Genomic DNA, 25,299 nt, shown 5'->3' on the forward strand with positions numbered 1-25,299 from the left:
TGGCAATGCAGAGCGAACCGCAAGACCTCCATCGCGGCCTGGGCGAGCGTCACATCCGCCTGATGGCCTTGGGCGCGGCGATCGGCGTGGGCCTGTTCCTGGGCTCGGCCAACGCCATCAAGCTCGCCGGCCCCGGCATCCTGCTGGCCTATCTGCTCGGCGGCGCGGCGATCTTCATCATCATGCGCGCGCTGGGCGAGATGGCGGTGCACAACCCGGTCGCGGGCTCGTTCAGCCGCTATGCGCGCGATTACCTGGGCCCGCTGTCGGGCTATCTCACCGGCTGGAACTACTGGTTCCTGTGGCTGGTGACCTGCGTGGCGGAGATCACCGCGGTCGGCATCTACATGCAGGTGTGGTTCCCGGGCACGCCGCAATGGGCCTGGGCGCTGGCGGCGTTGGCGGCGATGGGGTCGGTCAACCTGATCGCGGTGCGCGCCTACGGCGAGTTCGAGTTCTGGTTCGCGATGATCAAGGTCGTGACCATCGTGCTGATGATCGTCGGCGGCCTGGGCATGATCGTGTTCGGCTTCGGCAACAACGGCGTGGCCACCGGCATCTCGCACCTGTGGTCGCACGGCGGCTTCTTCCCCAACGGCGCCAAGGGCGTGCTGATGTCGTTGCAGATGGTGATGTTCGCCTATCTGGGCGTGGAGATGATCGGCCTGACCGCGGGCGAGGCCGCGAATCCGAAGAAGTCGATTCCCGACGCGATCAATTCGGTGTTCTGGCGCATCGTGATCTTTTATGTCGGCGCGCTGTTCGTGATCCTGTCGATCTATCCCTGGAACGAGCTGGGCACCACCGGCAGCCCGTTCGTGATGACCTTCGAGCGCCTGGGCATCCGCGAGGCCGCCGGCATCATCAATTTCGTGGTGCTGACCGCGGCCTTGTCGTCGTGCAACAGCGGCATCTTCAGTACCGCGCGCATGCTCTACAACCTGGGCCAGCAGGGCCAGGCGCCGCGCACCTTCGCCATCACCTCCGGCAGCGGCGTGCCGCGCAAGGCGGTGCTGGTGTCGGTGGCGGTGCTGCTGTTCGGCGTGCTGCTGAACTATCTGGTGCCGGAGAAGGTGTTCGTCTGGGTGACCTCGATCTCGACCTTCGGCGCGATCTGGACCTGGGCGGTGATCCTGCTGTCGCACCGCAAGTTCCGCGCCGGCCTGAGCCCGGCCCAGCGCGATGCGCTGGAGTTCAAGATGCCGCTGTATCCGATCGGCTCGTGGATCGCGCTGGGCTTCCTGGTGCTGGTGGTCGGCCTGATGGCCTACTTTCCCGACACCCGCATCGCGCTGTTCGTCGGCCCGGCCTTCCTGATCCTGTTGGTGGTGCTGTACTACGCGCTGGGGCTGGGTAAGCGCGCGCCGCAATAATGCTGCGGGCTTGCGGCGGCGCGCTCACGCGCCGCCGTCTGGCCAGGCGTCCTGCGGCGATTGCGTCCGCGACGGACGCAGGCCGGATGCGGCCTTACTCCTTGGCCGGCGTCAGGAAGTAGGCCTCGACCTCGCCCTTGACCTTGATCGTCATCGGATTGCCGCGGCGGTCCAGCGCCTTGCCCACCGGCACGCGCACCCAGCCCTCGCTGACGCAATATTCCTCGACGTTGTGGCGCTCCTGGCCGTTGAAGCGGATGCCGATGCCGCGCTCGAGCAGGGAATCGTCGTGGAAGGGGCTGCGCGGGTCGTTGGACAGGCGGTCGGGCGGGGTATCGGTCATCGTCGTGTTCGCTGCGGCTGGTGGCGCCCGGTCGGGCGCGGGTTGCGGACGCGGCGCTCGCGGGGCGGCGCCGGTTGCACAGGATACGCGTCGCGCCGGCCGCGGTCGCCTCAGCCGGGCCGGTCCAGCTCGGTGGCGGTCAGGGCGCGCACGGTTTCGATCTCATCCAGCCACAGGTCGCGCAGGCCGCCGCCGGCCAGCTCCAGCCGCAGCACGCCGTTGAACCCTTCCTCGTCGCCGGGTCCGTAGAAGGACTGCAGCGTCGGCCGCGCCGCGACCACGCCGCGCAGCGTGCCGCCGTCGCGCAGCCCTAGTTCCACGCGGGCGTCGTCGGGCAGCTGCGCGATGCGCGCTTCCAATTGTGCGATGTCGGCGGGCGCGGTGTAGACGCGGTCGGCGTTGCGGGACATGGCGATTCCCTCGTTCGGTCGCGCCGACTGTAGCCGCGCGCCGCGCAAGCGCAGGTGAAGCGAACGCTGGACCGCCGGTCGGCGCAGCCCGCACACTGCCGGCGCGCGCAGCCGATTTTGCGAGGCTGCGGCCAGGCATCCGCCTGCCGGTTCCCCCGCCGCGAGCACCGCCATGCACCTACCCGACGACGACTACGACAGCGACGATTACGACGGCGACCTCGACGAGGCCACGCCCGAAGCTCTGGTCTGGCAATTGCTGCTGATGATCAACCCCGGCGACGAAGAGTCGGCCTTGCAGCAGTTCGCCGACTACCGCGAAGCCCTGGCCGAGGCCGGCGGCGAGACCGACGAACCGGTCTGGCTGATCAAGGACGCGATCGACTGGAAGGCCGGCTACTACGTCGACTGGAAGGACGTGGAGTCCTTCATCGACAGCATCAACGAGCTGGCCGCGCGCTGGAACCTGCGCATCGACTGGGGCCACGACGACCCTACCGATCCCGAGTTCCTGGACGGCACCGATGTCCCCGCGCTGATGGCGACCGCGCACGACCGCCTGCGCGAACACGGCTACACGCTATGGACCTGGAACACCGGCAGCGACAGCCACGCCGGCTGGATCGCCCTGCGCCGCGACGACGAGGCCATGCAGGTGCTCAGCAGCGCGCTGGGGATCGAGGCGCGGCCAGGCAGCGACGCGTTCTGAGGCGCCGGCTCAGTCGGCCGGCGCAGCCTCGGCGCCGCCGCGCTGCAACGGGTCGGGCAGGGCCTCGCCCTGGCGCGTGAAGGCCAGCGAGACCGAATTCAGGCAGTGGCGCTCGCCGGTCGGCGGCGGCCCGTCGGGAAACACATGGCCCAGGTGGCTGCCGCAGCGCGCGCAGACGATTTCCTCGCGGATCATGCCGTAGCTGGTGTCGCGCACCACCCGCACGTGCTCGGGCGCGTAAGGCGCGAAGAAGCTGGGCCAGCCGGTGCCGGAGTCGAACTTGGTGCTGGAGCGGAACAGCGGCAGGCCGCAGTAGCGGCAGGTGTAGACCCCGTCCAGCTTGTTGTCCAAGAACACCCCGCAGAACGGCGCCTCGGTGCCGTGCTGCAGCAGCACCTTGCTTTCCTCGGCGCTCAGGCCCGCGCTGAGGGCCTGCTGCTGGGCGTCGCTGGGCGGGGTGAGATCGAAGGCGGTCATGGCGGGCTCCGGGTGGGGCGGGGATGCCTGGAATGGTACGCAAGCCCGCCGCGACGGGCGTGCAGGGCACGCGAACGGTGCTTTCCAGGCCCGTTCAGCTGAACGGGGAGCCGGGCCGGCGCACCCGGCATTTGCATTTCTCACCGATCCGGACTAGCGTATCGAGTGCTGTGTTCGTCAAGGGTCACCATGAACCGTGGCCCGATGCCGTAGATCCCAGATCCGCCCATCGTTGCACCAGGCTTCCTCCTTGCAACCAGCATCAAGGCCGCGCAAGCGGCATTACCCATTACGTTCCAAGGAGCAAGCAAAAATGTCGAACCGTGAAACCGGTACCGTCAAGTGGTTCAACGATGCCAAGGGCTTCGGCTTCATCAGCCGTGAGAACGGCGAAGACGTGTTCGTGCACTTCCGCGCGATTGAGTCCCAGGGCTTCAAGAGCCTGCAGGAAGGCCAGAAGGTCTCCTTCACCGTGACCCAGGGCCAGAAGGGCCTGCAGGCTGAATCGGTGCAGGCGCTCTAAGCGCTTAGGAACGCGCCCTCGGGCGCGGTCCGAAATGAAAAGCCCGGCCTAGGCCGGGCTTTTTGTTTGTGCGGCCGCCGGCGGCGGCCGGGCCGGCACGATCCGATCGACACGATCAGGCCGGCGCCGCCTCGCCCATGCGCGCATCGGCCTGGCGCAGCGCGCGCAACAGCAGCACCACGCTGATCGCCGCCTGCAGCGCCACCGAGGCCACCGACAGCAGCCACAGTTGGCGCAGCTCGAAGCCCGGCTGGGTCGACAGCCAGATCGCCGGTACGGCAAAGCTCAACATGCGGCTGAAACTGCTCGCGAACGCGGGCAGGGTGTTGCCCAGCGCCTGGAACATGCCCGAGCAGGTGAACACCAGCCCCGAGGCGACGAAGTTGAGCGAGACGATGCCCAGGAACTGCACCGCGACCGCGATCACCGCGGCTTCGTGGGTGAACGCACCCACCAGCCAGTCCGCGCGCCATTGGCACAGCGCGGTCAGGCCCAGCATCAGCACCGTGCCGATCGCGGCGGCGGCGTGGAAGGTCGCGCGCACGCGCTCGGGCTTGCGCGCGCCGACATTCTGGCCGGCCACCGGCGCGGTCGCGAACGCCACCGCCATCGCCGGAAGAAAGATCGCCTGCATCACCCGCTGGCCGATGCCGAAACCGGCCTGGGCCTCGGCGCCGAAGCCGCGGATCACCCAGTAGATCACCGCCATGTAGACGAACATCAGCGCGAACTCGCCGCCCGGCGGCAGGCCGATGCGCAGGATGCGCTTCCACACCTCCAGGCGCGCGTGGAACTGGCTGCGGTCGAAGGCGACGTATTTTTCCAGACGCGCGAAGTACAGCGCCATCATCGCCACGCCGGCGGCGACCGAGATCGAGGTCGCCAGGCCCGCGCCGGCCACGCCCATCGGCTTGCCGGTCAGCCAGCCGGCGATCAGCACCGGCGCCAGAATCGCGTTGAGGATCACGGTGAGCATCTGCACCACCATGGTCGGCTTGGCGATGCCGGTGCCGCGCAGCGCCGAGCCCATCGCGATCTGCGCGAACTGCAGCGCCAATCCCGGCAGGAACCAGTAGAGGTAATCGATGCCGGCCTGGGTGGTGGCGGCGTCCGCGCCCAGCGTGCGCATATAGGCGCCGCCCAGCGCATAACCGCCGACCAGGGTGATCGCGGTGCAGGCCAGCGCCAGCAGCAGGCTCTGGTTGAACACCAGGTTGGCATCGTCGCGGTCCTTGCGCCCGACCGCGTGCGAGATCAGCGCCATCGTGCCCACGCCCAGGATCTGGGTCAGCGCCATGACGATGAACTGCACGTTGCCGGCGGCGCCGACGCCGGCGATCGCCGCATCGCCCAGGCGCGCGACGAAATACAGGTCGATCAGGAAATACAGCGTCTGGAACAGCATGCCGATCATGATCGGCGCGGCCATGCGCAGCACGTGTTTGGGGATGGAGCCCTGGGTCAGGTCTTGCATGGCGGTCGCGTGCTCGAGGATGCGCGGACGTTAGCGCGCGGCGGTGGCGCGCGCCATGGCCGTCGGACAGGGTGGGCTCCGGCGCCGACGCGCGGCATCGCCTACGCGGTGGCGGGCCGGCGGAATACGATCAGCTTGCCGGTGAAGGTCTGCACCACCTCGCCGCGCTGGTTGCGGGTTTCGTTGCGCACCACCACCAGGCCGCGGTCCGGGCGCGAGCGCGAGGGCTGGATCTCGACGATCTCGCAGTGCACCTGCAGGGTGTCGCCCGGCCGGGTCGGACGCGGCCAGGCGATCTGCGCGCCGGCGCCGATCAGGCCGCCGGCGGGAACGCCGCGTTCGACCAGCAAGCGCATGGTGATCGCCGCGGTATGCCAGCCGCTCGCGGCCAGGCCTTCGAACAGGCTGGCGCGCGCGGCGTCTTCGTCGAGATGGAACGGCTGCGGGTCGTACTCGCGCGCGAAACGTTTGATCTGTTCGGCGTCGACGGTCCAGGTCGCGGTTTCGAAGCGCTGGCCGACGGCTAGGTCGTCGAGGTACGTGCCTTTCAAATGCGCGCCCTGCAAGTACGCACCGTCGGCGCCTGCGGTATCGGTGCGCGTGTCCGGCGCGCTCATGGCTTGCGCTCGAACACCAGCAGGGTCGAGGTCGCCGAGGCGTACAGGCGGCCCTGCGCGTCGGTGAGCTTGCCCTCGGTGTAGGCGACGCGTTTGCCGATCGACAGCACCTTGGCCTCGGCGCGCACCGGACCGGTATCGGAGGTCATGGCGCGGTGATAGGCGACCTTGAGCTCCAGCGTGGTGTAGGCCTGCTCGGCGCTGAGCGCGCTGTGCGCGGCGCAGCCGCAGGCCGAGTCGAGCAGGGTCGCGGCGTAGCCGCCGTGGATCACGCCCAGCGGGTTGTAGGCGTGCGGGCCGGGCGTGCCGGTGAACACGGCGCGGCCTTCGTCGACCTCGCTCAGGACGAAGCCCAGGGTCTCGCCGATCGGCGGCGGACGGCCGGTGGCGAGCAGCGCGCGTAGGGTGTCGAGGCCGTTGAGGCCGCGCAGGGATTCGAGTTCGAACACGTTGACGGTCATCGCGGGGGTTCCGATGGGGGTATCAGCGGGAGGAGAGGGAGGTCGACACGGCCTGCAGCACTTCGTCCGACAGCGTCGGGTCGTCGACCGCGCGCGCCAGCACCAGCGCACCGACCAGACTGGCCAGGGTCGCCAGCGCGCGCTCGCGGCGCGCGGCGCGGCTGCGTCCGGGCAGCAGCGGCGTCAGCAGGTCCAGGTAGGAACGCAGCGCGCGGCCGAGACTGCGCCGCACCGGCGGGTCCAGGCGCGCGGCATCGGCGCCCAAGGCGGCGAAGGTGCAGCCGCGGCCGGGCTGGTCGCGGTGCGCGCCGGACAGGTAGGCGTCGGCGATGCGTCGCAGTGCGTGTTCGGGATCGCGCTCGATCAGCTGCCGCCAGTAGGCCAGCGAGCCTGCGACGGCGTGGTCGCAGGCCTGCGCCATCAGGTCCAGCTTGGAATCGAAATGGCCGTAGAAGCCGCCGTGGGTCAGGCCGGCGTCCTGCATCAGTTCGGCGATGCCGATGCCGTCGTAGCCGCGTTCGCGGAACAGGCGCGCGGCGGCGCCGACGATGCGTTCGCGGTTTTCGGCGGCCTGTTCGCGGCTGACTTTCATGGTTCGGCTCCGTGGGCGCGGCGCGGTCCGGGCTCGGCGATGCTAACAGGTTTGATGATGATCATCATTTAACCAGGGCCAGCGCCCGAGCTGGGCCGGTTCGGGCTGGCGCAAGGCGGACAAGCGGCGCCGACGCGCGCTGGCGCCGGTCACGGCAGTTCGCGTCTAATCCGCAGGCCGGCGCCGCGCCGGCGTTACTGCCCGGGACCACGATGCGCCTGCCTGCCGCTGTTGCCCTGACCCTTGCCTTCGCCATCGGCACCGTTGCGACGGCGCCGGCGGCCACGCGCGCCGGCGCGCCCGCGCCGCAGTGCCTGGACGCGCGCGCGATGGACGAAGTGCGGCAATCGTCCGATCGCACCCTGGCGGTGGTGCAGAACGACGGCCGCCGCTTCCGCGTCGATCTGCAGGAAGACTGCCCGGCCGCGGCCGCCGATGCGCAGGCCAGCGTGCTCGCGCGCGAAGGCTGGGTCTGCGGTACCGGCAACGAATACGTGCGCAGCGGGCAGCGCCTGTGCCCGGTGGCCGCGGTCGCCGAGATCGACACCAAGACCTACGCCGAACTCGCGCTGGCCAGCCATCGCCGCCACGGCGACGTCGCCACCCTGGACGCGGTCGAAGTGCGCGCGGAGAAGCGCCGCGGCTTCGGCGGATCGGTGCAGTACTGCCTCAATCCGCGCTACATGCGCGGCTGGAACGAGGACGGCAAGGGCCTGGTGGTGGAAGTCTCGCCGCAGCGCTCGGGCGGCAATCGTTATTACCGGGTGGAACTGGCCTACAGCTGCCCGGAACTGTTCGACGCCACCACCATCGAACTGCGTTCGGGCATGGGCATCAGCGCGGTCTGCGGCAACCCCGGCGACACCGTGGTGGCGGTGCCGGAGATGCGCGAGGGTCAGGGCATCGCGCGCAGCGGCGGCGTGTTGTCGCGGATCAGCTGTCCCATCGCCAGCGTGTATCCGATCGATAAATAGGCATTCCTGACGCAGGCGCACGCGTTCGTTAGCGTCGCGTGCAAATTGCATGAACCGTGCAAAAAACGCATGCGGATGAACGGGCGATGTTCACCGCGGGTTGCCGCGCGCCTGCACAGACTCGGTGCACCTTCCATCAGGAGGCTGCCATGAGCCGCACCGTCGTACTTCGCACCGCCGTACTCGCGATCGCGCTGGCCGCATCGGGCACCGTGCTCGCGCGCGAGGCCCTGACCGAAGCCAAGGTCCGCGCCCAGCTCACCGAACAGGGTTACACCCACATCAACGACATCGAGTTCAAGGATGGCGTGTGGAAAGCCGACGCGCGCAGCGCCGAGGGCAACCGCGTCGACGTGCGCCTGGATCCGAAGACCGGCCGCGTCTATCCGGACGAACAGGTCGCCAACCTCAGCGAGGCCGACGTGCGCGCGCGCCTGGCCGTGGCCGGCTACACCAACGTCCACGACGTCGATTACGAGGATGGCATCTGGAACGCCGAGGCCGACGATCCGGCCGGCCGCGATGTCGAGATCAAGATCGATCCCAAGAACGGCCGCGTAATCGGTGCCGAAAAGGACTGATCGCGCCCGACCGCAGCGAAACCAATCGAAACGAAAACGATCGCGCCGCGAACAGCGGCGCGATCTTCTTGCGTCTTACCAGGTGTCTTCCAGCATGCGCGGCCGGCAGGCGAGATAGCCGCCGATGGTCAGCACCACCAGGCACAGGCTGAGGAAGCCGAACGGCAGCAGCCAACCGTGGCTGGTTTCGTGCAGCCAGCCGAACAGCAGCGGGCCGATGCAGCTGATGCTGTAGCCCACGCCCTGCATGAACCCCGACAGCGCCGCCGAACCGGTCTGGCTGCGAGTGCGCAAGTTGATCAGGGTCAGCGACAACGGGAAGGTGCTGGGCCCCAGGCCCAGCAGCGCCACCCACAACAGCGTCGCCGACATCGGCGCCCACAGCAGGCCGGCGAAACCGCCCAGGTACATGACCACGCAGGCCAGCACCACCGGGAACGGGTTGGCGATGCGCACCGCCAGCGCGGGCAGCGCCAGCGCCGCGATCAGGCCCAGGGTCGAGAACAGCGCGACCATGCTGCCGCCCAGCGCCGGGCTGCCGCCGGCCTCGACCAGCAGTTTCGGCAGCCAGGTGAACATGGAATAGGTGATCAGCGAGGTCATGCCGAACATCAGCGCCATGCCCCAGGCCACCGACGAACGCCCGACCCGGCCGCGCGGCGCGGGCGCGGCGAGTTCCGGCGCGGCATCGCTGGGCGCGACCGCGGCATCGTGCGCGGCGGCAAGCGCGCGCGCCTGCGCGGAGCGGCCGTAGCGTTCCATCCATAGCGCCGCGATCCACGGCAGCGCCGCAGCCACCGCCACCAGCGACCACGAACCCAGCGACACGCGCCAGCCCGCGGCTTGCGCCAGCGGCACCGCGGCCAACGCCGGCAGGATCGTGCCCAACTGCAGCACGGTGATGTAAAGCGAGCTCACCGCGCCGACGCGGTCGGCGAAATAGCGTTTCACCAGTGGCGGCAGCACCACGTTGCCGATGCCCATGCCCGACAGCGCCACCGCCGAGGCCGCGAGCAGTTGCCAGGTGTCGGCGGCGAACGCGCGCGCCAGCAGGCCCAGCGCGGCCATCGCCATCGCGGTCAGCGCAGCGCGCTCCAGGCCCAGGCGGTGCGCGATCGCCGGCGTCAGCACGCCGAACACCGCGAACGCCGCGGTCGGCACCATGCCGAATACGCCGGTCATGGTCGGGCCGAATCCGAATTCGCGCCCCAGGCTGTCCAGCAACGGCGTCAGCGACGTCACCGCGGTGCGCAGGGTGAACGCCGACAGCACGATGCCGGCCAGCACCAGCGCGCGTCCTTGCCACAGCGAGCGCGGCCGCAGGGCCGGCGATGCGGACACGGCGGCGCTCATCGCGCGCACCGGGGCGCGGGAATGGACGGGGTACGGCGGATAACGGGGCTCATCGCGGTGCTGCCATCGGGGAGGCGCGGGCCGACCGCGCAGCAGCGCAGGCTGCTGCCGACTGCGACGAGCGACGGGCTCGCGCGGCGATCGGCGGGTGCTTCGGGTGGGGGACGCGGCGCTGCGGTTCTCTCCGCATCGCCGTAGGCGACAGTGTGCCGCAAACATGAATGCGCGGCGGTCCCGTTCCGACAACGCAGCATTCCAAGCGATGGGCGCCGAAACCACCGATTTCGCAAAGTCCGCACAACCGCCCCTGACTTCCGCCGCTGGACCGCCCGTTCCGCGCTCCTCTAGTATCGGCCGCACTCTGACCTCAGGCGTTGCGCCCATGAAACTGCTGGTTGCGTCCATGCTGTCCCTGTCGGTATCCGCGGCCCTGGCCGCCGAGGCGCCGAAGTTCGATCCCCAGCGCCTGTCCGACGAGGTCAAGACCTTGTCCTCGGACGAGTTCGAAGGCCGCGGCCCGGCCACCGCCGGCGAGACCAAGACCATCGACTACGTGGTCGCGCAGATGAAGGCGGCGGGCCTACAGCCCGGTGGCGATCTCAAGGACGGGCAACGCGCCTGGACCCAGGCGGTGCCGCTGAAGCGCGCGCAGATCGACGGCACGCCGACGCTGTCGGTGACGGTAGCCGGCAAATCGCAGCGCCTGAGTCAGGGCAACGAGATCGCCGTGCGCGCCGCGCTCGACGGCTCCAGCAAGGTCTCCATCGCCGATGCGCCGCTGGTGTTCGCCGGTTACGGCGTCAAGGCGCCGGAGCGCAACTGGGACGACTTCAAGGGCGTCGATCTCAAGGGCAAGATCGCGGTGGTGCTGATCAACGATCCCGATTTCGAGAGCGGCGCGGGCGACTTCGGCGGCAAAGCCATGACCTACTACGGCCGCTGGACCTACAAGTACGAAGAGGCCGCGCGCCAGGGCGCGGTGGGCCTGCTGATCGTGCACGAGACCGATCCGGCGTCCTACGGCTGGGCCACGGTCAAGAACTCCAACACCAACACCATGTTCGACGTGGTCCGCGACCGTCCCGGCGCGACCCATCCGACCATGGAAGGCTGGATCCAGCGCGATTTCGCGGTCGATCTGTTCAAGCGCGCCGGCCTGGATTTCGATGCGCTCAAGCGCCAGGCGCAGACGCGCGATTTCAAGCCGGTCGAGCTCAAGGGCGCGACCCTGTCGGCCAGCTACCAGGTCAAGAGCGAAATCATCACCTCGCAGAACATCGTCGGCCGCGTCGACGGCGCCCAGCGCCCGGACGAGACCGTGATCTACAGCGCGCACTGGGATCACCTGGGCGTGGGCGCGCCGGACGCCAAGGGCGACACGATCTACAACGGCGCGGTCGACAACGCCACCGGCACCGCGGCGCTGATCGAAATGGGCCGCGCCTTCGCCCATGGGCCCAAGCCGCAGCGTTCGGTGGTGTTTCTGGCGGTGACCGCGGAGGAGAAGGGCCTGCTGGGCTCGGAGTATTACTCGTCCAAGCCGTTGTATCCGCTGGCCAAGACCGTGGCGGTGATCAACACCGACGCGCTGGATCCGACCGGTCCCGCGCGCGACTTCACCACCTCCGGCAGCGCCAAGCAGGAGCTGCTGGACGAGCTGATCGACCTGGCCAAGCGCTGGGACCTGAGCTACGTCACCGATCCCAAGCCCGAAGCCGGCCACTTCTTCCGCTCCGATCACTTCCCGTTCGCCAAGCGCGGCGTGCCGGCGATTTCGTTCGGCTCCGGCGACGACAAGGTCGACGGCGGCCGCGCCGCGGGCGAAGCGGCGCAGCAGGCCTACACCGCCGATCGCTATCACCAGCCGGCCGACCAGTGGGAAGCCAGCTGGAGCTTCACCGGCATGGCGCGCGATCTGGAGCTGCTGTACACGCTGGGCAACGGCCTGGCCAACTCCAAGCGCTGGCCGAACTGGAGCCAGGATTCGGAATTCCGCGCCGCGCGCGACGCCTCCGCCGGCGAGCGCAAGTAAACCCAGCCGCCGTCCGCTCCGTGCAGGAGCGGGCGGCGATCGCGAGCGATCGACGAATGAGCCACGAACTGCGACTGCGGCCCTGCGCCGGCGGCGACGAGGCCGCACTGGCCCTGGTCGGCCAGGCCAGCTTTCTGGAAACCTTCGCCGGCATCCTCGGCGGCCGCGACATCGTCCAGCACTGCGAACGCGCGCATGCGCCGTCCGTCTACCGCGCCTGGCTGGACGATCCGGCCTGCGCGCTGTGGCTGGCCGAAGCCGAGCCTGGCGACGCGCCGGTGGGGTATGCGGTGGTCGCGCCGGCGCAGTTGCCGCTGGCCGATCTGGCCGCCGACGATCTCGAACTCAAGCGCATCTACCTGCTCAGCCGTTTCCATGGCGGCGGTTGGGGCAAGCGCCTGCTGGCGGCCGCGGTGGCGCACGCACGCGCGGCCGGCGCGCGCCGCCTGCTGCTGGGCGTCTATGCTGGCAACGCCGCCGCGATCGGCTTCTACGAGCGCGCCGGCTTCCGCGCGGTCGGCACGCGCAGCTTCAACGTCGGCGGGCGCGACTACGACGACCGCATCCTGAGTCTGGCGCTGGACTGAGACGCGCGCGCCAGGACTGGAACGCTACGGCTCATCCATGACGCCATGACACGGTTGAAGCCGCGCGCGCGACGCCGCATCTTGTAACGATCGGGCCGCGCGTCGGCCGTCCCTGCCAGGTGTCGCCATGTCCCAGCCGCTGAAGATCGATTTCGTTTCCGACGTTTCCTGCCCCTGGTGCGCGGTCGGGCTGAAGTCGCTGGAGCAGGCGATCGCGCGCGTCGGCGGCGATCTCCACGTCGAGCTGCACTTCCAGCCCTTCGAGCTCAATCCGCAGATGGGGCCGCAGGGACAGGACATCGACGAGCATCTGATCGAGAAGTACGGTTCCACGCCGGCCCAGCTGGCGCAGAATCGCGAAGCGCTGCGCCAGCGCGGCGCCGCATTGGGCTTCGAGTTCAACCTGCGCAACCGCATCTACAACACCTTCGACGCCCATCGCCTGCTGCATTGGGCGGCGCTGGAGGGCGGCGAGCACGAGCGCGCGCTCAAGCACGCGCTGTTGCGCGCCTATTTCACCGAGGGGCGCGACGTTTCGGCGCACGAAACCTTGGCCGAAGTGGCCGCGTCGGTAGGCCTGGACGCGTCGCGCGCCAGGCAGATCCTGGCCAGCGGCGAGTACGCCGACGAGGTGCGCGCGCAGGAACGTCACTACCAGAGCCAGGGCATCAGCGCGGTGCCGTCGGTGATCATCAACGATCGCCATCTGATCCAGGGCGGTCAGCCGGTGGAATTGTTCGAGCGCGCCTTGCGCCAGATCGCCGGACTGGAACCCACGCAGGGCGTCGTGGGCTAAGGCTTGGAGAGTGCCTGATGGCACTGCAATGGCACGTGTGCTCCTGATATGGTTGCGCTCCATCGCGCATGCGCGCGCGATGGCGGCGAATGGCAGGTTTAGTCGCTAGCCGACGCCTGCGGTCGTTCGCGTCCGGTTGAGCATGCGTTCTCCGTTTCGATCCGCGGGCCGTCGCGCGACGGCCCGTATCGATCTTGCGTTTCCCTCCTTTCCGGTGCCCGCGATGAAGAAGTTCGGTCTGTACGCGTTCGCGCTGGTCGCGCTCACGGCCTGTTCGGCCGGCGAAGAGGCGCCGCTGGAGACGCTGACCGTGGCCGCCACCGCGGTGCCGCACGCCGAGATCCTGGACGTGGTCAAGCCGCTGCTGGCCAAGAACGGCGTCAAGCTGGAAGTGCAGGTGTACAAGGATTACGCGCAGCCCAACGACCGCGTCGCCAGCAAGTTGGTCGACGTGAATTATTTTCAGACCGCGCCGTTCCTGGAAGCGTACAACCGCGAGCACGGCACCCGGCTCACGCCCGTGATCGGCGTGCATATCGAACCGCTGGGCGCCTATTCGCAGCGCTACGAATCGCTGAAGGCGCTGCCGGTGGGCGCGGTGGTCGCGATCCCCAACGAGCCCAGCAACAACAGCCGCGCGCTGATCCTGCTGCACCACGCCGGCGTGATCGAGCTGCGCGATTCCGACAATCCGCTGGCCCTGCCGGGCGACGTGATCGCCAACCCGCGCAAGCTGGTGCTGCGCGAATACGACTCCGAGCGCCTGCCCGAGCTGCTGGAGCGGGTCGATCTGGCGGTGATCAACACCAACTACGCGCTGGAGGCCGGGCTGGACCCGATCCGCGACGCGCTGACGCTGGAGCGCCGCGAGTCGCCCTACGTCAATTTCCTGGTCGCGCGCCCCGACAACGTGCGCGATCCCAAGGTGCTCAAGCTCGCCGCCGCGCTGACCCGGCCCGAGGTCAAGGTGTTCATCCAGACGCGTTATCGCGGCGCGGTGCTGCCGGCGTTCTGAATCTCAACCGCCGAGGATCTGCAGGATTTCCAAGGCCATGCGCCGGCGGCTGCCGGACAGGCGGCGGAAATGCGACAGCGCCTCGCTCTCGTGCTCGTCGCGCGCATAGTCGTCGACGATCACCGCCGGCGCCTGCTCGGCGCCCTCGCAGCGGCTGGGCCCGCGGCCGGTGGCCAGCCATTCGAAGCTCAGGCCGGTCTCCTGCGCGATCTGGATCAGGTGTTCCACGCTGGGCGTGGTGCCCGCCGGGTGTTCCCACTGCGTGACCGCGCTGCGCTTGACGCCGATGCGGCGTGCCAGCTCGGCTTGGGACAGGGTGGTCAGGGCCCTGGCTTTGCGAATTCTCAACGACAAGCCACTCACGCATCGCTCCTTGGTCGACATCCTGGTCGCGGTTTCCGGTCCTTGGCCCGTCGCGGCTTACCGGCAAGGGATTCTTGCCTAATGTTGTGCGGTATCGCTTTCCACGCGACGGGTAGGCCATCACGGCTTACGGCTACAGCAAACGGCTAGTGCGGCTGTCCGAGGACAGGCCGGGCGCGCCCTTTTCAGTTCGGGGGCGGATATGCGAAACAGGTCACGCGCCGCGGCCCTGGGGTCCGCGGCGTTGCCGTCGATACCGCCGCCACGGTGTCGGGTACGGGGGACGGTCCGGATCTATCCTCGCCGCGCGCGCCGCGCCGGCCCAGCACGGAGCATCGGGATGTTCAGGATCAGCCTGTTCGGGTCGCTGTCGATCGCCAGCGAAGACGCACCGTCGGAGACCGTCGCCATTGCCGGCCGCTGCGCCAGCCTGTTGGCCTATCTGGCGTTGGGGCGGGGCCGCTACTTCAGCCGCTCCGAACTGCTCGCCAGCCTGTGGCCGGAGCGCGCGTCCTCGTCCACCGCCGGTTCGTTCAACACCGCGTTGTGGCGCCTGCGGCGGCTGGTGGAAAAACCGCCGCTCAAGCACGGCGACCTGATCGTGTGCGACCGCCGCGGCGCGATCGGCCTCAACGGGCCGGCGGCGGTGTGGCTGGACGTGGACGAGTTCCAGCGCCTAGTCACGCCCGGCCTGAGCCGTGCGCCGGAGAAGCTCAGCGACGCCGACATCGATGGCCTGCGCCGCGGCGTCGCGATGTACACCTCCGACATCCTGCTCGACGTCACCGACGATTGGGCGCTGCGCGAGCGCGAAAAGCACCGGCGCAGCTACTTGAACGCGCTGGGGCGGCTGGTGCAGTTGGCGACGATCCGGCGCGACTACGCCGAAGGCATTCGCCACGCGCAGGCGATCCTGGACAACGACGCCCTGCGCGAGGACGTGCACCGCGACCTGATGCAACTGCTCGTGCTCAGCGGCCAGCGCGCGCAGGCGTTGCGCCAGTTCGAACACTGCCGCGAGCTGCTGCGGCGCGAGCTGGCGATCCAGCCGATGCGCGAGACGATGACGCTGTACCAGAGCATCGCCCAGAGCGCGATCGGCAGCGAACCGGCGCCGGCGGCGACGGCTTACGCGCCGCCGATGCCGCCGCCGATGCCGATGCCCGGCTATGCGCCGATGACGGCGGACGAGGGCATGCGCGCCTATGGCCTGATCGACGCGGCGCGTCGGCATCTGGCGACGGCGGATTCGCAGCTGCAGTTGAGTCTGCAGTTTCTGGAGCGGTAAGCGGCGTGGCGATGGGCTCCGCTGTGCAGTTGTTGCTGTCGCGGCATTCGTAAGTCCCCATCGCGACTCACGCCGCTCCCACAGAACGCCGCGACGCGATTGGGAGGCGACGCACTGCCGAGCAGGCCGCGCCGCCATCCCTGTGGGAGCGGCGTAAGCCGCGATCGCCTGCCCGCGCCACCTTCCAACCCCGCAATCCCACCGTGCCCCGCGCGGCCTCCGCCATGCCCGATCACCCCGCATCACCGCCGCATCACACCCACCCCGCGGCGCGTGATCCCGTCGTGATCCGGCGGTGATGGCGCGGTGACCGCAGCGGTGCAGCCTCGGCCCGTAGCGTATCCATAGGGGCACCGTGGCCATGGCACTGCTCGAGGACCGTACCGCCGTCTTCATCGTTCGCGTCTGGTGCGAGCGCGGGGACGCCGACGCCGCCGTCGCCGAATGGCGCGGCTCGGTCGAGCACGTGCAGTCGGGCCAGCGCAGCTTCTTCCGCCATCTGGAATCGGTGGTCGATTTCATGAAGCCGCACCTGGAAGGCATCGGCATCGATGCCCAGCAGCGGTTCTGGGAACGAATTTCTTCGGTCATCAACGACGTCGGCGGCACGCCGATCGAACTGGCGCTGGATGCCCGCGCGCCGGCGATCGACGCGCGCGCCGATGCGGCTTCTTCCATCACTGCAAGCAAGCGCCGATAGGAGTCAGTCATGGCACTCATCCGAGCCAACCGCGAATCGATCGACGATCGTTTCAGCGTGCTGGGCTTCACGGTCCGCAGCGAGAACCCGCTGTTCGAGATCGGCCTGGCCACCGACCCGGAGCTGCTCAAGTCCGAAAACCGCGCCCGCCGCACGGCCAGCAACTTCTACTCCACCCGCGTCCTCGGCGGCGCCCGCCGCGGCGAGGCGGTGTACCTGGTGCCGCCCAGCGTGGTCGCGCGCTTCGTCGGCCAGCCGCGTCTGTACTTCGGTTTGGCGACCTACAACGAAGGCGACCGCAGCCGTCCGGTGTCGGTGAAGATCCCCGATGCCGGCAACATGTACGTCAATCTCAGCGGCCTGACCGAACGCGGCCTGCGCCGCACCGCGCGCCTGGACACGGTGTCGGGCTACGGCAGCGCCGCGGCCAACGGCGGCCTGGCCTGGGGCGGCGACGCCCTGGTCACCAATGGCGTCGCGCGCGTCAACGGCAACGGCCGCGGCAACGGCGCCGCGCCCGCGCCCGCGGAACCGGCGCCGTACAGCGACGGCTACTCCGACGATCTGTGGCAACAGGGCGCCAGCCCCGCGCCGGCCAGCAACGGCCACGACACCGCAGCGCCCACCGCGCCTGTCGCGGCGCCCGCACCCGCGCCCGTGGCGCCGGATGCGGCGCCCGCGACGGCGCAGTCCTACGGCCGTTACAGCCAGCGCTACGACGCGCCGCAGCCGCGCACGCCGGCGCCAAATCCGCGCTCGCTGCTGGTATCGCCCTACTACCAGCCGACCAACTGGTTCGACGCCCTCACCAGCCAGATCGGCTTCTTCGTCAGCAGCGCGATCTGGTTCCTTGGCGTCACCGACACCACGGTGCCGCCGCATTCGGCGATCTGCCAGGTGCGCCGTCCCGACGGCAGCGAAGAGGGCGCTCTGCACGGCAGCGCGTTCTTCATCGGCCCCTGCCTGCTGCTGACCGCGGCGCACGTGGTCGACGGCCAGAGCGAACTGATCATCGTGCCGGGCAAGAACGGCGCCGGCGTGAGCACCGCCACCGAGCCCTTCGGCCGCTTCAGCGTACGCGCCGCCGATTGCCGCAAGCACCCGTCCTACAGCGCCGGCAACAGCGACTTCGACATGGCGGTGATCCGCGTGCCGGCCGCCAACGCGGTGCCGTCCGATCGCTATTTCGATCTGGTCGAGGAACTCACCCAGTCGCGCCCCGAAGGCGTGGTGGTGTGCGGCTACTCGGCGCGTTGGTACGCCAACGACGCGATCGAACAGTGGGTCAACGACAACATCGACCCGAACAAGCAGCACCTGCACGGCGGCTACATCCGCAGCCTGCCCACCGACGAGACCTTCGACTACGACCTGCAGACCCTGGGCGGCGCCAGCGGCTCGCCGGTGTATTGGATCGAGGGCGGCAGTTTCCCGCGCGCGCACATGGTCGGCGTGCACGTGGCCGCGCATTCGGCCACCACCAACCTGGGCTGCCGCATCACGCCCGCCAAGCGCCAGTGGATCGCCCAGGAGGCGGCCGGCTTCGGCGTGTCGTTCTCGCTCGCGCAGCGCGCCACCTCGCGCGCGCAGTCCTTGGGCGGCGGCGGCAAGGTCTATGCGCGCGCGCAGGAGATCATCACCCCGTTCTACGACCCCGCCGATCCGTCCACCGCGCTGAGCTGCCAGGCCGATGCCTTCAGTCTGGCGCGCGAGGAATGGTTCGCCGGCGTGCCCAACACCTCGCTGTATCCGCATTCGGCGATCTGCCAGCTGCTGATGACCGCGCCCGACGGTTCGGGCTATCAGGGCACCGGCTTCTACATCGGCCGCAACCGCATCCTGACCTGCGCGCACAACCTGCACGGCATGAGCAGCGTGCAGATCATTCCCGGCCGCAACGGCGCCGGCGGGCGGCCCTACGGGCAGTGCACGGTGCAGTCCTCGTCGTGGCGGATCGCGCCGCGCTACAGCGGCGACGGCGACTGGAACAACGACCTGGCGGTGATCGACAACGTGCCGCTGGCCGCGCCCGGCGGGCAATACTTCGAGTTCCTGCAGGCCACGCCCTCCGACCGCCTGCCGGTGGTGGTCTGCGGCTACTCCGCCGCCTCGCGCGCGGTGCCGGAACTGGACGCGATCATCGACGGCGACAAGCAGCACCTGCACGGCGGCTATGTGCGCGAGCAGCCCAACCCGGAGACCATCGACTATCCCATCCTGTCGCTGATGGGCGCCAGCGGTTCGCCGGTCTACACCCTGGCCGACCGCGGCGGACTCAAGGCGCTGATCTGCGCGGTCCACGTCAGCGGCGAGCCCGCGGCGCAGGGCCTCAACCGCGGCTGCTTCATCACGCCCAGCAAGATCGACTGGATCGAGGGCCGCGCCACCACCTTCGCGCTGGGCATGCCCGGCGGCCCGCGCGGCCGCGCGCGCGCGCTGGCGCTGGAAGACGACGAGCAGGACAACAAGGGCATCTGCGAAGCCATCCCCGACGAGACCGTGGCGGCCGAGCAGTCCTACCGCCAGGCGCGCGCGCTGGATGCGCCGGCGCCGGAGTATCCGGGCGCCAGCCGTTTCGCGCCGGCCTACAGCGGCAACTACCGCACCATGCGCACGCAGCGCACGGTGGACCGCATCGTCGTCCACATCACCGACGGCGGCTCGCGCATCACCGGCACCATCGGCTGGTTCCAGAACCCCGACCAGCGCAACTCGCGCAACGAGCACATCACCGTCAGCGCCCACTACGTCATCGGCCGCGACGGCGAGGTCGTGCAGATGGTGCGCAACAACGACGTGGCCTGGCATGCCAGCAGCGCCAACACCCACGGCATCGGCATCGAGCACGTCGCCAACAAGCGCGGACTGGACCCGACCGAGGCGCAGTACCAGGCCTCCTCGGCGCTGGTGGCGTGGCTGTGCGCGCAGTACGGCCTGCCGATCGACCGCGAACACATCATCGGCCACCAGGAAGCGTCGCCGCGCGACAACCACGATTGCCCGAGCCGCCTGTGGAACTGGGACCACTACATGGATTGCGTGCGCGCCGCCGCGGCGGCCGCCGCGCCCGCGCCGGCCGCGACCGCCCAAGGCCTGCGCGGCCGCGGCCGTGCGACCGCGCTGGCGCTCCCGGGACGCCCCTACGCGACCGCGCAGGAAATCATCACGCCGTACTACGACCCGTCCAACCCGATGAGCGCGCTGACCTGCCAGGACGATGCCTTCAGTCTGGCGCGCGAGGAATGGTTCGTCGGCGTCGACGACACGCGTTCGTTCCCGCACTCGGCGATCTGCCAGCTGCTGATGACCGACAGCGCCGGCAACGGCTGGGGCGGCACCGGCTTCTACATCGGCCCCAACCGCATCCTGACCTGCGCCCACAACCTGCACAACAAGGTCAACGTGACCGTGGTGCCGGGCCAGAACGGACGCAGCGGCAAGCCGTTCGGCGAATGCACCCTGCCCAGCTCTTCCTGGCGTATCGCGCCGCGCTACACCGGCACGGGCAACTGGGAGAACGACCTAGCGGTGATCGAGAACGTGCCGATCGCCGCGCCCAACGGCCAGTACTTCGAATTCCTCAACGCCACTCCGTCCGAGCACATGCCGATCGTGGTCTGCGGCTACTCCGGCGCGTCCGACGCGGTGCCCGAACTCACCGCCGCGATCGACGGCGACAAGCAGCACCTGCATGGCGGTTACGCCGCCTCGCAGAGCAACGGCGAGGTCATCGAGTACCCGATCCTGACCCTGCACGGCGCCAGCGGCTCGCCGGTCTATCACCTCGATAGAAGCAGCGGTCAGCTCAAGGCGCAGGTCTGCGCGGTCCACGTGACCGGCCAGCCGGCGGCGCAGGGCTTGAACCGCGGCTGCTTCATCACCCCGACCAAGATCGACTGGATCGAAGGCCGCGCCACCAGCTTCGCGCTGGGCGCAGGCCGTCCGGTGCGCGCGCTGTCGGGCGAGGGCAGCGACTACCCGGTGGTGCTGGTGCCGCAACCGAACAAGGACGCGTGCTGGGCGGCCTCGATGGCGATGCTGCTGTCGTGGCGCCACAACGCCTCCTACACGCCCGAGACCCTGGCCAACCAGGTCGGCGGATCGCTGGCCAGTTCCTACGGCTGGGACCTGCTCAACGCGGTACGCGACCGCTACGGCTTCGCGGTGATTCCGCACCCGTCCAACGCCAGCGTCTACAACACGCCCACGCAATGGGCGCAGTGGCTGCGCGAGTGCGGCGCCTTGTGGGTGGTGATCGTCGGCGCGCCGCATGCGGTGGTCATCGCCGGCATTCGCGGCAACCTGGAAGATCCGGCCAGCGTGCAGGTCAAGGTGCTCAATCCCTGGGATACCCGCATCGCCTTCGACGCCGATCCTATCGATTTCCATCCGGCCAACAACGGCTACGAAGACTGGCTGCCGTTCGCCGACTTCGCCGCCGATTTCGGCAACATGGCCGAACCCGACTACGGCAACTGGCGCGTGCTGCACCTGCCGCCGGACGCGCCGCGTCCGACCGCGCAATCGCTGGGCCAGGGCGGCAGCCTGAGGCTGGCGCGTCCGCCGGCCGCGGTGCGCGCGTTCGATGTCGGCGGCGATACCGCCGCCATCGGCGAAACCCGCGAGCCGATCGAACCCAGCCGCGTCGCGGGCACGCGCATGAGCGTGCTGCGCGGCAGCGCCGGCGCCTGCCGCTGGAGCCTGGACCAGCTCGAAGGCCTGAAGTCGCCGTCGTTGCTGTCGCCCAGCGTGAGCTCGGCCGCCGCTGCGGACGTGCACATCGATCTGGGCGAATGGCCGGCGATCGAAGGCCAGTCCTCGCCGCTGCCGATCGCGATCGACTTCCGCGCCTCGCAGGGCTCGGTCGGCGACGTGCGCGTGATCGCGGGCACGCCGGCCAATCTGGCCTACGGCGTGGAAGCGACCGCGCGCATCGAGGACGCCGCCGACGTCGGCAGCGTCGCGGCACTGAAGCTGAGCATCGACTACCGCTTCAGCGGACTCGCACAGGGCAGCCCGGCGGCGCGCATCGAACTGCGCCTGCTCGGCGACGGCCGCTACGAGCGCGAGAACCGCTGGGTGACGACGGCCTGAGGATCGCATCGTGTCCGAGCACAACGGCACTCGCGGCAGGATCTTCCCTCCGAGGAACGGAGCGCAGCCGCCTGCACGCTCGCTGGCCGACGCGCCCGCCGCGGGCACGCCCGCCGCGACGCCGGCGGCCGCGCCCAAGCCGCAGGCCACCGAGACCATCGCCCGCCGCGCCGGCGCGATGGTCAACGAGATCGATTTCCCGGGCTTCGTCGCGCAACTCGTGCACGGCACCTTCGACGCCATCGTCGATGCCTCGATCCGGCAGATGGAGAGCTACTCCGGCCTGGTCGCCGCGGTGGCCAAGAGCCTGGACCAGTTCACCGAGGAAAACGTCAGCCCCAACCAGGCCCGCGACTGGCTGGCCTCGCGCTATCCCGGCGACGTGCAGTTGCTGCTGCCCGACGGCGGCGAGCGCACCGAGGTGCAGCTGGCGCCGCGCGCCGAAGGCCTGATGCCGACCTGGCTGGGCGAGTACGGCGTCGATGGCGAGGAACTGAGCACCGAGATCCTTGAGGAGCGCGTACTGCCGCAGGTCCGGCTCAAGGTCGGCGGCGAGCGCCAGCAACTGCTCGCGACCATGGTCATGCTGGGCATGAACCGGGTCGTGGTGCGCGATGGCAGCATCACCAGCAAGGTGATGTTCCGCGCCGCCGCGCAGGATGCGGCCAAGGTCGGCTACGCGGTCGGCGCCGATCCGCAGGCGGTCAACAACTGGGGCGAGCGCGGCGCGCTGAGCTACAGCGGCCAGAGTTCGACCATGGTGTCGACGGTCGCGGTCAACGCCCAGAACGAATCGAACATCCGCGCCGACTTGTTCGGCGAGGTCAAGCTCAACTTCGTCAGCGAGACCCTGCCGCTGGAGCGCCTGGCCGACGCGGCCAAGATCGCCCTGGTGCAGCGCCACTCGCCGGCGATGCGCGCGGCCGCGCCCGCGGCGCCCGCCGCCGCACCGACGCCGCCGCCGGCTGAGGGAGGCGCGTGATGCTGCGCGAACTCTCGCTGCTGCTGGAGGAACTGCATGACGGCCTGATCGCCGCCGAGGCGCGCGGATTGCCGGTGCAGGTGCAACTGGCCAACGTCGAGATGACGCTGCCGCTGGAGCTGCGTCCGATCCTGCGCGACGGCGGCTGCGTGCTGCTGGCCGACCTGCCGCGCAGCCGCGAGATCAATGCCTGGAACACGATGCCCTCGCGCCTCACGCTGAGCTGGAGCTGCGACGGAGGTGCGCCATGAGCGCGCAAATGCCGGCCCTGCTGCGCGACAGCGGCGTGCCCTTCGACCTGTTCATTCAGGCCCTGACCGAGCAGTTGGACAAGGCCCAGGCGGCGATGGCGATCAAGGCCCGCGTCGGCAAGCTGCCGCTGACCTTCGCGGTGAAGGAAGTGTCGATGGATCTGCGCGCGTTCGTGCAGATGATCGACGACGACGTGTACCTGCGCCCCGCCGGCCCCGGCGAGGCCGAGGCCAGCACCATCAAGCTGGCGCTGACCACGATCACCAAGCCGATGATCGAGGAGAACGCGGTCGACTTCAAAGCCGAGGATCCCAAGTTCAGCCTCAAGGAAGCGCTGGGCGATTCGATCACCGAGGACGACCAGCGCCGCCTGGAACGCATCGGCGTGCGCACCATCACCCAGCTCAACGAACTCAAGCAGAGCGCGGGCACCGACGTGATCGCGCGCCTGTCGCGGATGCCGGTCAATCGCCTGCAGCAGGCGCTGATGAGCGCCTCGGCGCCGCGCGTGACGCGGGTGGAACGCGGCGACGACCGCGATGCGCGCGCCGCGCAACGCGTGCACCTGAGCGCGCCGGCCTTGCGCGCCGGCCGTCTGCCGCTGGTGCGCGCGGCCGGCGAAGCGGTGCCGGTGGTCGAGAGCGACGACGGCCGCCTGGTGCTGGCGCCGCTGGCCAGCCAGCTGGGCTGCGACGCGGAACTGGATTTCGGCGGCGGCGAAATCGCCTCGGTGCGGCTCAGCGAGGGGCATGTCGGCCGCTGGAACGACGGCGCGAACGGAGGCCGTCCATGAACGCCGCCACGTCCCCGCGCGTGCCCGGCCGCCTGCTGGTGACCCTGCGCCTGGGCGAGGTGCCCGAGCATCTGCCCGGCCTGCGCGCCTGCACCCAATACGGCACCCCGATCGCCGAGCATATCGACGGCGGCGTGATCGATCGCTTGCTGCGTCATCACGGCGATGCCTTCCGTGCCGCGCGCCTGCACAGCGCGCGCACGCCGCGCAGCGCGCGGGCCGTGACCGGCGCGCGCCGTTTCGACGACGTCGAGCAGCTCAGCGGCGTGGCGCGGGTGCTGCGCATCGAACTGCGCGATCCCCGCGGCGCCTACGCACTGTTGCAGGCGCTGGCGGAACTGCCCACGGTCGAACGCGTCGGTGCCGATCACCTGTGCCGCGCGCCGTTCGCCGTACCCGCAGACGCCACTGCGCACGACGACGGCAAGCGCGCCTGGGCGCGCGAACTGATCCGCCTGCCGCAGGCCCTGGCCTACGAGCCCGGCGACCCGGCGACCGTGATCGGCCTGGCCGACACGGGCGTGGCGATCCAGCACGCGGAACTGGCCACGCGCCTGCGCGCCGGCTTCGACAGCGTCGATCTGGATCCGTCCACCGTCGGCGGCCTGACCCTGGTCGGCGATTACCGCCGCCGCGGCGAGCGTCCGCAGGACGAGGTCGGCCACGGCACCGGTTGCGCCGGCATCCTGGTCGCGCGCGGCGAAGGCATACCGCCCGGCGGCGCCGGCGCTTGCGGCCTCACGCCGGTGCGCGTGCTGGGTGCGGCGGTGGGCGCGGACGAACGCCGCTTCGGCGTCGGCGCGCTGGACAACATCGACGCCGGCATGAAACGCCTGATCGATCTGGGCGTGAAGGTCATCAACATGAGCTTCGGCACGCCCGAGTCGGCGCTGGGCGCGGACGCGCCCAAGCCGCACGAAGAAATCGTGCGCTACGCCCTGGCGCGCGGCGTGATCCTGGTCGCCGCCAGCGGCAACTCGGGTCTGACCGAGAATTACTACCCGGCCGCTCACGAAGGCGTGATCGCGGTCGGCGCGATCGACAGCCAGCGCCGTCCGGCCAGCTTCAGCACCCGCGGCGAGCACGTGTCGATCTGCGCGCCGGGCCGCGACATCCTCACTTGCGGCCTGGAGGGTTATCAGACCGCCAGCGGCACCAGTTTCGCCTCGCCGTTCGTGGCCGCGGTCTGCGGCCTGCTGGCCTCGCGCTCGCAGCGCCGCGCCTGGCCGCTGGACAGCGCCGAGACCCGCGAGGTGTTGATCGAGAGCGCGCGTCCGTTCGCCAGCGCCGGCGTCGAGGGCTGCGGTCACGGCATGGTCGATGCCTTGGCCGCGCTGCAGGCGCTGGACGCGCGCATCGACCGCGCGATCCGCGAGGAAGGCGACGAACCCACCGATGTTCCACCCGCGCTAGCCGCGGCCTGAGTCATTCACCGCACACGCACACGCAACGCTGCCGAGGAGAGCCCCATGGCGAGCAAACGACATCACAGCAAGTCCCGCAGACCGGC

General features: G+C 69.7%; 25 protein-coding genes. 16 read left to right on the top strand and 9 right to left on the bottom strand.

Going from position 1 to position 25,299, the window contains the following annotated elements:
• The first annotated feature begins 5 nt into the window (after nucleotides 1-5).
• A complete protein-coding gene (locus LVB77_RS03875; RefSeq protein WP_232908900.1) occupies nucleotides 6-1,373 on the top strand; it encodes an amino acid permease in 1,368 nt (455 codons plus the stop codon).
• Nucleotides 1,374-1,467: 94 nt separating this feature from the next.
• Here the strand turns inward: LVB77_RS03875 and LVB77_RS03880 are convergent, their stop codons facing one another.
• Both LVB77_RS03880 and LVB77_RS03885 read right to left on the bottom strand, forming a co-directional pair.
• A complete protein-coding gene (locus LVB77_RS03880) occupies nucleotides 1,468-1,716 on the bottom strand; it encodes a DUF3297 family protein (RefSeq protein WP_232908901.1) in 249 nt (82 codons plus the stop codon).
• A gap of 110 nt (nucleotides 1,717-1,826) precedes the next feature.
• Nucleotides 1,827-2,126: a DUF3247 family protein gene (locus tag LVB77_RS03885; RefSeq protein WP_232908902.1), complete on the bottom strand. Its 300-nt coding sequence runs from the start codon at nucleotides 2,124-2,126 to the stop codon at nucleotides 1,827-1,829.
• A gap of 172 nt (nucleotides 2,127-2,298) precedes the next feature.
• Here LVB77_RS03885 and LVB77_RS03890 point away from each other — a divergent pair, with 172 nt between their 5' ends.
• Nucleotides 2,299-2,835: a hypothetical protein gene (locus LVB77_RS03890; protein WP_232908903.1), complete on the top strand. Its 537-nt coding sequence runs from the start codon at nucleotides 2,299-2,301 to the stop codon at nucleotides 2,833-2,835.
• A gap of 9 nt (nucleotides 2,836-2,844) precedes the next feature.
• On the opposite strand, the gene msrB is transcribed toward LVB77_RS03890, so the two are convergent.
• On the bottom strand, nucleotides 2,845-3,312 hold the full coding sequence (gene msrB / locus LVB77_RS03895; protein ID WP_232908904.1) for a peptide-methionine (R)-S-oxide reductase MsrB: 468 nt from the start codon (nucleotides 3,310-3,312) through the stop codon (nucleotides 2,845-2,847).
• A gap of 313 nt (nucleotides 3,313-3,625) precedes the next feature.
• Between msrB and LVB77_RS03900 the strand changes: the two genes are divergently transcribed.
• Nucleotides 3,626-3,835 carry a cold-shock protein gene (locus LVB77_RS03900; protein WP_232908905.1) on the top strand — a complete coding sequence of 70 codons (210 nt, stop codon included), beginning with the start codon at nucleotides 3,626-3,628 and terminating at the stop codon, nucleotides 3,833-3,835.
• Between the two features lie 115 nt (nucleotides 3,836-3,950).
• Here LVB77_RS03900 and LVB77_RS03905 read toward each other — a convergent pair whose 3' ends face one another.
• The 4 genes from LVB77_RS03905 to LVB77_RS03920 all read right to left on the bottom strand — a co-directional run bounded on the left by LVB77_RS03905 (nucleotide 3,951) and on the right by LVB77_RS03920 (nucleotide 6,979).
• Nucleotides 3,951-5,309 carry an MATE family efflux transporter gene (locus LVB77_RS03905; protein ID WP_232908906.1) on the bottom strand — a complete coding sequence of 453 codons (1,359 nt, stop codon included), beginning with the start codon at nucleotides 5,307-5,309 and terminating at the stop codon, nucleotides 3,951-3,953.
• A gap of 101 nt (nucleotides 5,310-5,410) precedes the next feature.
• A complete protein-coding gene (locus LVB77_RS03910) occupies nucleotides 5,411-5,926 on the bottom strand; it encodes a MaoC family dehydratase (protein ID WP_232908907.1) in 516 nt (171 codons plus the stop codon).
• Nucleotides 5,923-6,387, bottom strand: coding sequence for a PaaI family thioesterase (locus LVB77_RS03915; protein ID WP_232908908.1), 465 nt, complete (start codon nucleotides 6,385-6,387; stop codon nucleotides 5,923-5,925). Before LVB77_RS03915 ends, LVB77_RS03910 begins: the two co-directional genes overlap by 4 nt.
• Before the next feature lie 22 nt (nucleotides 6,388-6,409).
• Complete coding sequence (locus tag LVB77_RS03920; RefSeq protein ID WP_232908909.1) at nucleotides 6,410-6,979, bottom strand: TetR/AcrR family transcriptional regulator; 570 nt, start codon at nucleotides 6,977-6,979, stop codon at nucleotides 6,410-6,412.
• 212 nt (nucleotides 6,980-7,191) lie between these two features.
• Here LVB77_RS03920 and LVB77_RS03925 point away from each other — a divergent pair, with 212 nt between their 5' ends.
• A complete protein-coding gene (locus LVB77_RS03925; protein WP_232908910.1) occupies nucleotides 7,192-7,953 on the top strand; it encodes a hypothetical protein in 762 nt (253 codons plus the stop codon).
• 149 nt (nucleotides 7,954-8,102) lie between these two features.
• Nucleotides 8,103-8,534, top strand: a complete 432-nt coding sequence (locus tag LVB77_RS03930; protein ID WP_232908911.1) for a PepSY domain-containing protein — start codon at nucleotides 8,103-8,105, stop codon at nucleotides 8,532-8,534.
• A 75-nt stretch (nucleotides 8,535-8,609) separates the two neighbouring features.
• On the opposite strand, the gene LVB77_RS03935 is transcribed toward LVB77_RS03930, so the two are convergent.
• Entirely contained in the window at nucleotides 8,610-9,887 is a 1,278-nt protein-coding gene (locus LVB77_RS03935) for an MFS transporter (protein ID WP_232908912.1), read from the bottom strand.
• Nucleotides 9,888-10,269: 382 nt separating this feature from the next.
• Between LVB77_RS03935 and LVB77_RS03940 the strand changes: the two genes are divergently transcribed.
• The 4 genes from LVB77_RS03940 (at nucleotide 10,270) to LVB77_RS03955 (ending at nucleotide 14,317) form a co-directional block, all read left to right on the top strand.
• A complete protein-coding gene (locus tag LVB77_RS03940; protein ID WP_232908913.1) occupies nucleotides 10,270-11,919 on the top strand; it encodes a M28 family metallopeptidase in 1,650 nt (549 codons plus the stop codon).
• A 56-nt stretch (nucleotides 11,920-11,975) separates the two neighbouring features.
• Nucleotides 11,976-12,506 carry a GNAT family N-acetyltransferase gene (locus tag LVB77_RS03945; protein WP_232908914.1) on the top strand — a complete coding sequence of 177 codons (531 nt, stop codon included), beginning with the start codon at nucleotides 11,976-11,978 and terminating at the stop codon, nucleotides 12,504-12,506.
• 127 nt (nucleotides 12,507-12,633) lie between these two features.
• Complete coding sequence (locus LVB77_RS03950) at nucleotides 12,634-13,302, top strand: DsbA family oxidoreductase (RefSeq protein ID WP_232908915.1); 669 nt, start codon at nucleotides 12,634-12,636, stop codon at nucleotides 13,300-13,302.
• 223 nt (nucleotides 13,303-13,525) lie between these two features.
• Entirely contained in the window at nucleotides 13,526-14,317 is a 792-nt protein-coding gene (locus LVB77_RS03955) for a MetQ/NlpA family ABC transporter substrate-binding protein (protein WP_232908916.1), read from the top strand.
• 3 nt (nucleotides 14,318-14,320) lie between these two features.
• Here the strand turns inward: LVB77_RS03955 and LVB77_RS03960 are convergent, their stop codons facing one another.
• Nucleotides 14,321-14,680, bottom strand: a complete 360-nt coding sequence (locus tag LVB77_RS03960; RefSeq protein WP_232908917.1) for a helix-turn-helix transcriptional regulator — start codon at nucleotides 14,678-14,680, stop codon at nucleotides 14,321-14,323.
• 340 nt (nucleotides 14,681-15,020) lie between these two features.
• Here LVB77_RS03960 and LVB77_RS03965 point away from each other — a divergent pair, with 340 nt between their 5' ends.
• The 7 genes from LVB77_RS03965 (at nucleotide 15,021) to LVB77_RS03995 (ending at nucleotide 25,213) form a co-directional block, all read left to right on the top strand.
• Complete coding sequence (locus LVB77_RS03965; protein ID WP_232908918.1) at nucleotides 15,021-15,968, top strand: BTAD domain-containing putative transcriptional regulator; 948 nt, start codon at nucleotides 15,021-15,023, stop codon at nucleotides 15,966-15,968.
• A 361-nt stretch (nucleotides 15,969-16,329) separates the two neighbouring features.
• Nucleotides 16,330-16,668 (top strand): hypothetical protein, encoded by a 339-nt coding sequence (locus LVB77_RS03970; RefSeq protein WP_232908919.1) that lies wholly within the window; start codon nucleotides 16,330-16,332, stop codon nucleotides 16,666-16,668.
• Nucleotides 16,669-16,677: 9 nt separating this feature from the next.
• Nucleotides 16,678-21,762: an N-acetylmuramoyl-L-alanine amidase gene (locus tag LVB77_RS03975; protein ID WP_232908920.1), complete on the top strand. Its 5,085-nt coding sequence runs from the start codon at nucleotides 16,678-16,680 to the stop codon at nucleotides 21,760-21,762.
• Between the two features lie 10 nt (nucleotides 21,763-21,772).
• Nucleotides 21,773-22,744: a hypothetical protein gene (locus LVB77_RS03980; protein ID WP_232908921.1), complete on the top strand. Its 972-nt coding sequence runs from the start codon at nucleotides 21,773-21,775 to the stop codon at nucleotides 22,742-22,744.
• On the top strand, nucleotides 22,744-22,995 hold the full coding sequence (locus LVB77_RS03985) for a hypothetical protein (RefSeq protein ID WP_232908922.1): 252 nt from the start codon (nucleotides 22,744-22,746) through the stop codon (nucleotides 22,993-22,995). The genes LVB77_RS03980 and LVB77_RS03985 overlap by 1 nt, the downstream gene beginning before the upstream one ends.
• Entirely contained in the window at nucleotides 22,992-23,789 is a 798-nt protein-coding gene (locus LVB77_RS03990; protein ID WP_232908923.1) for a hypothetical protein, read from the top strand. Before LVB77_RS03985 ends, LVB77_RS03990 begins: the two co-directional genes overlap by 4 nt.
• Nucleotides 23,786-25,213: a S8 family serine peptidase gene (locus LVB77_RS03995; RefSeq protein ID WP_232908924.1), complete on the top strand. Its 1,428-nt coding sequence runs from the start codon at nucleotides 23,786-23,788 to the stop codon at nucleotides 25,211-25,213. The genes LVB77_RS03990 and LVB77_RS03995 overlap by 4 nt, the downstream gene beginning before the upstream one ends.
• Nucleotides 25,214-25,299: the final 86 nt, after the last annotated feature.

The organism is Lysobacter sp. 5GHs7-4 (assembly GCF_021284765.1).
Classification (GTDB): domain Bacteria; phylum Pseudomonadota; class Gammaproteobacteria; order Xanthomonadales; family Xanthomonadaceae; genus Lysobacter.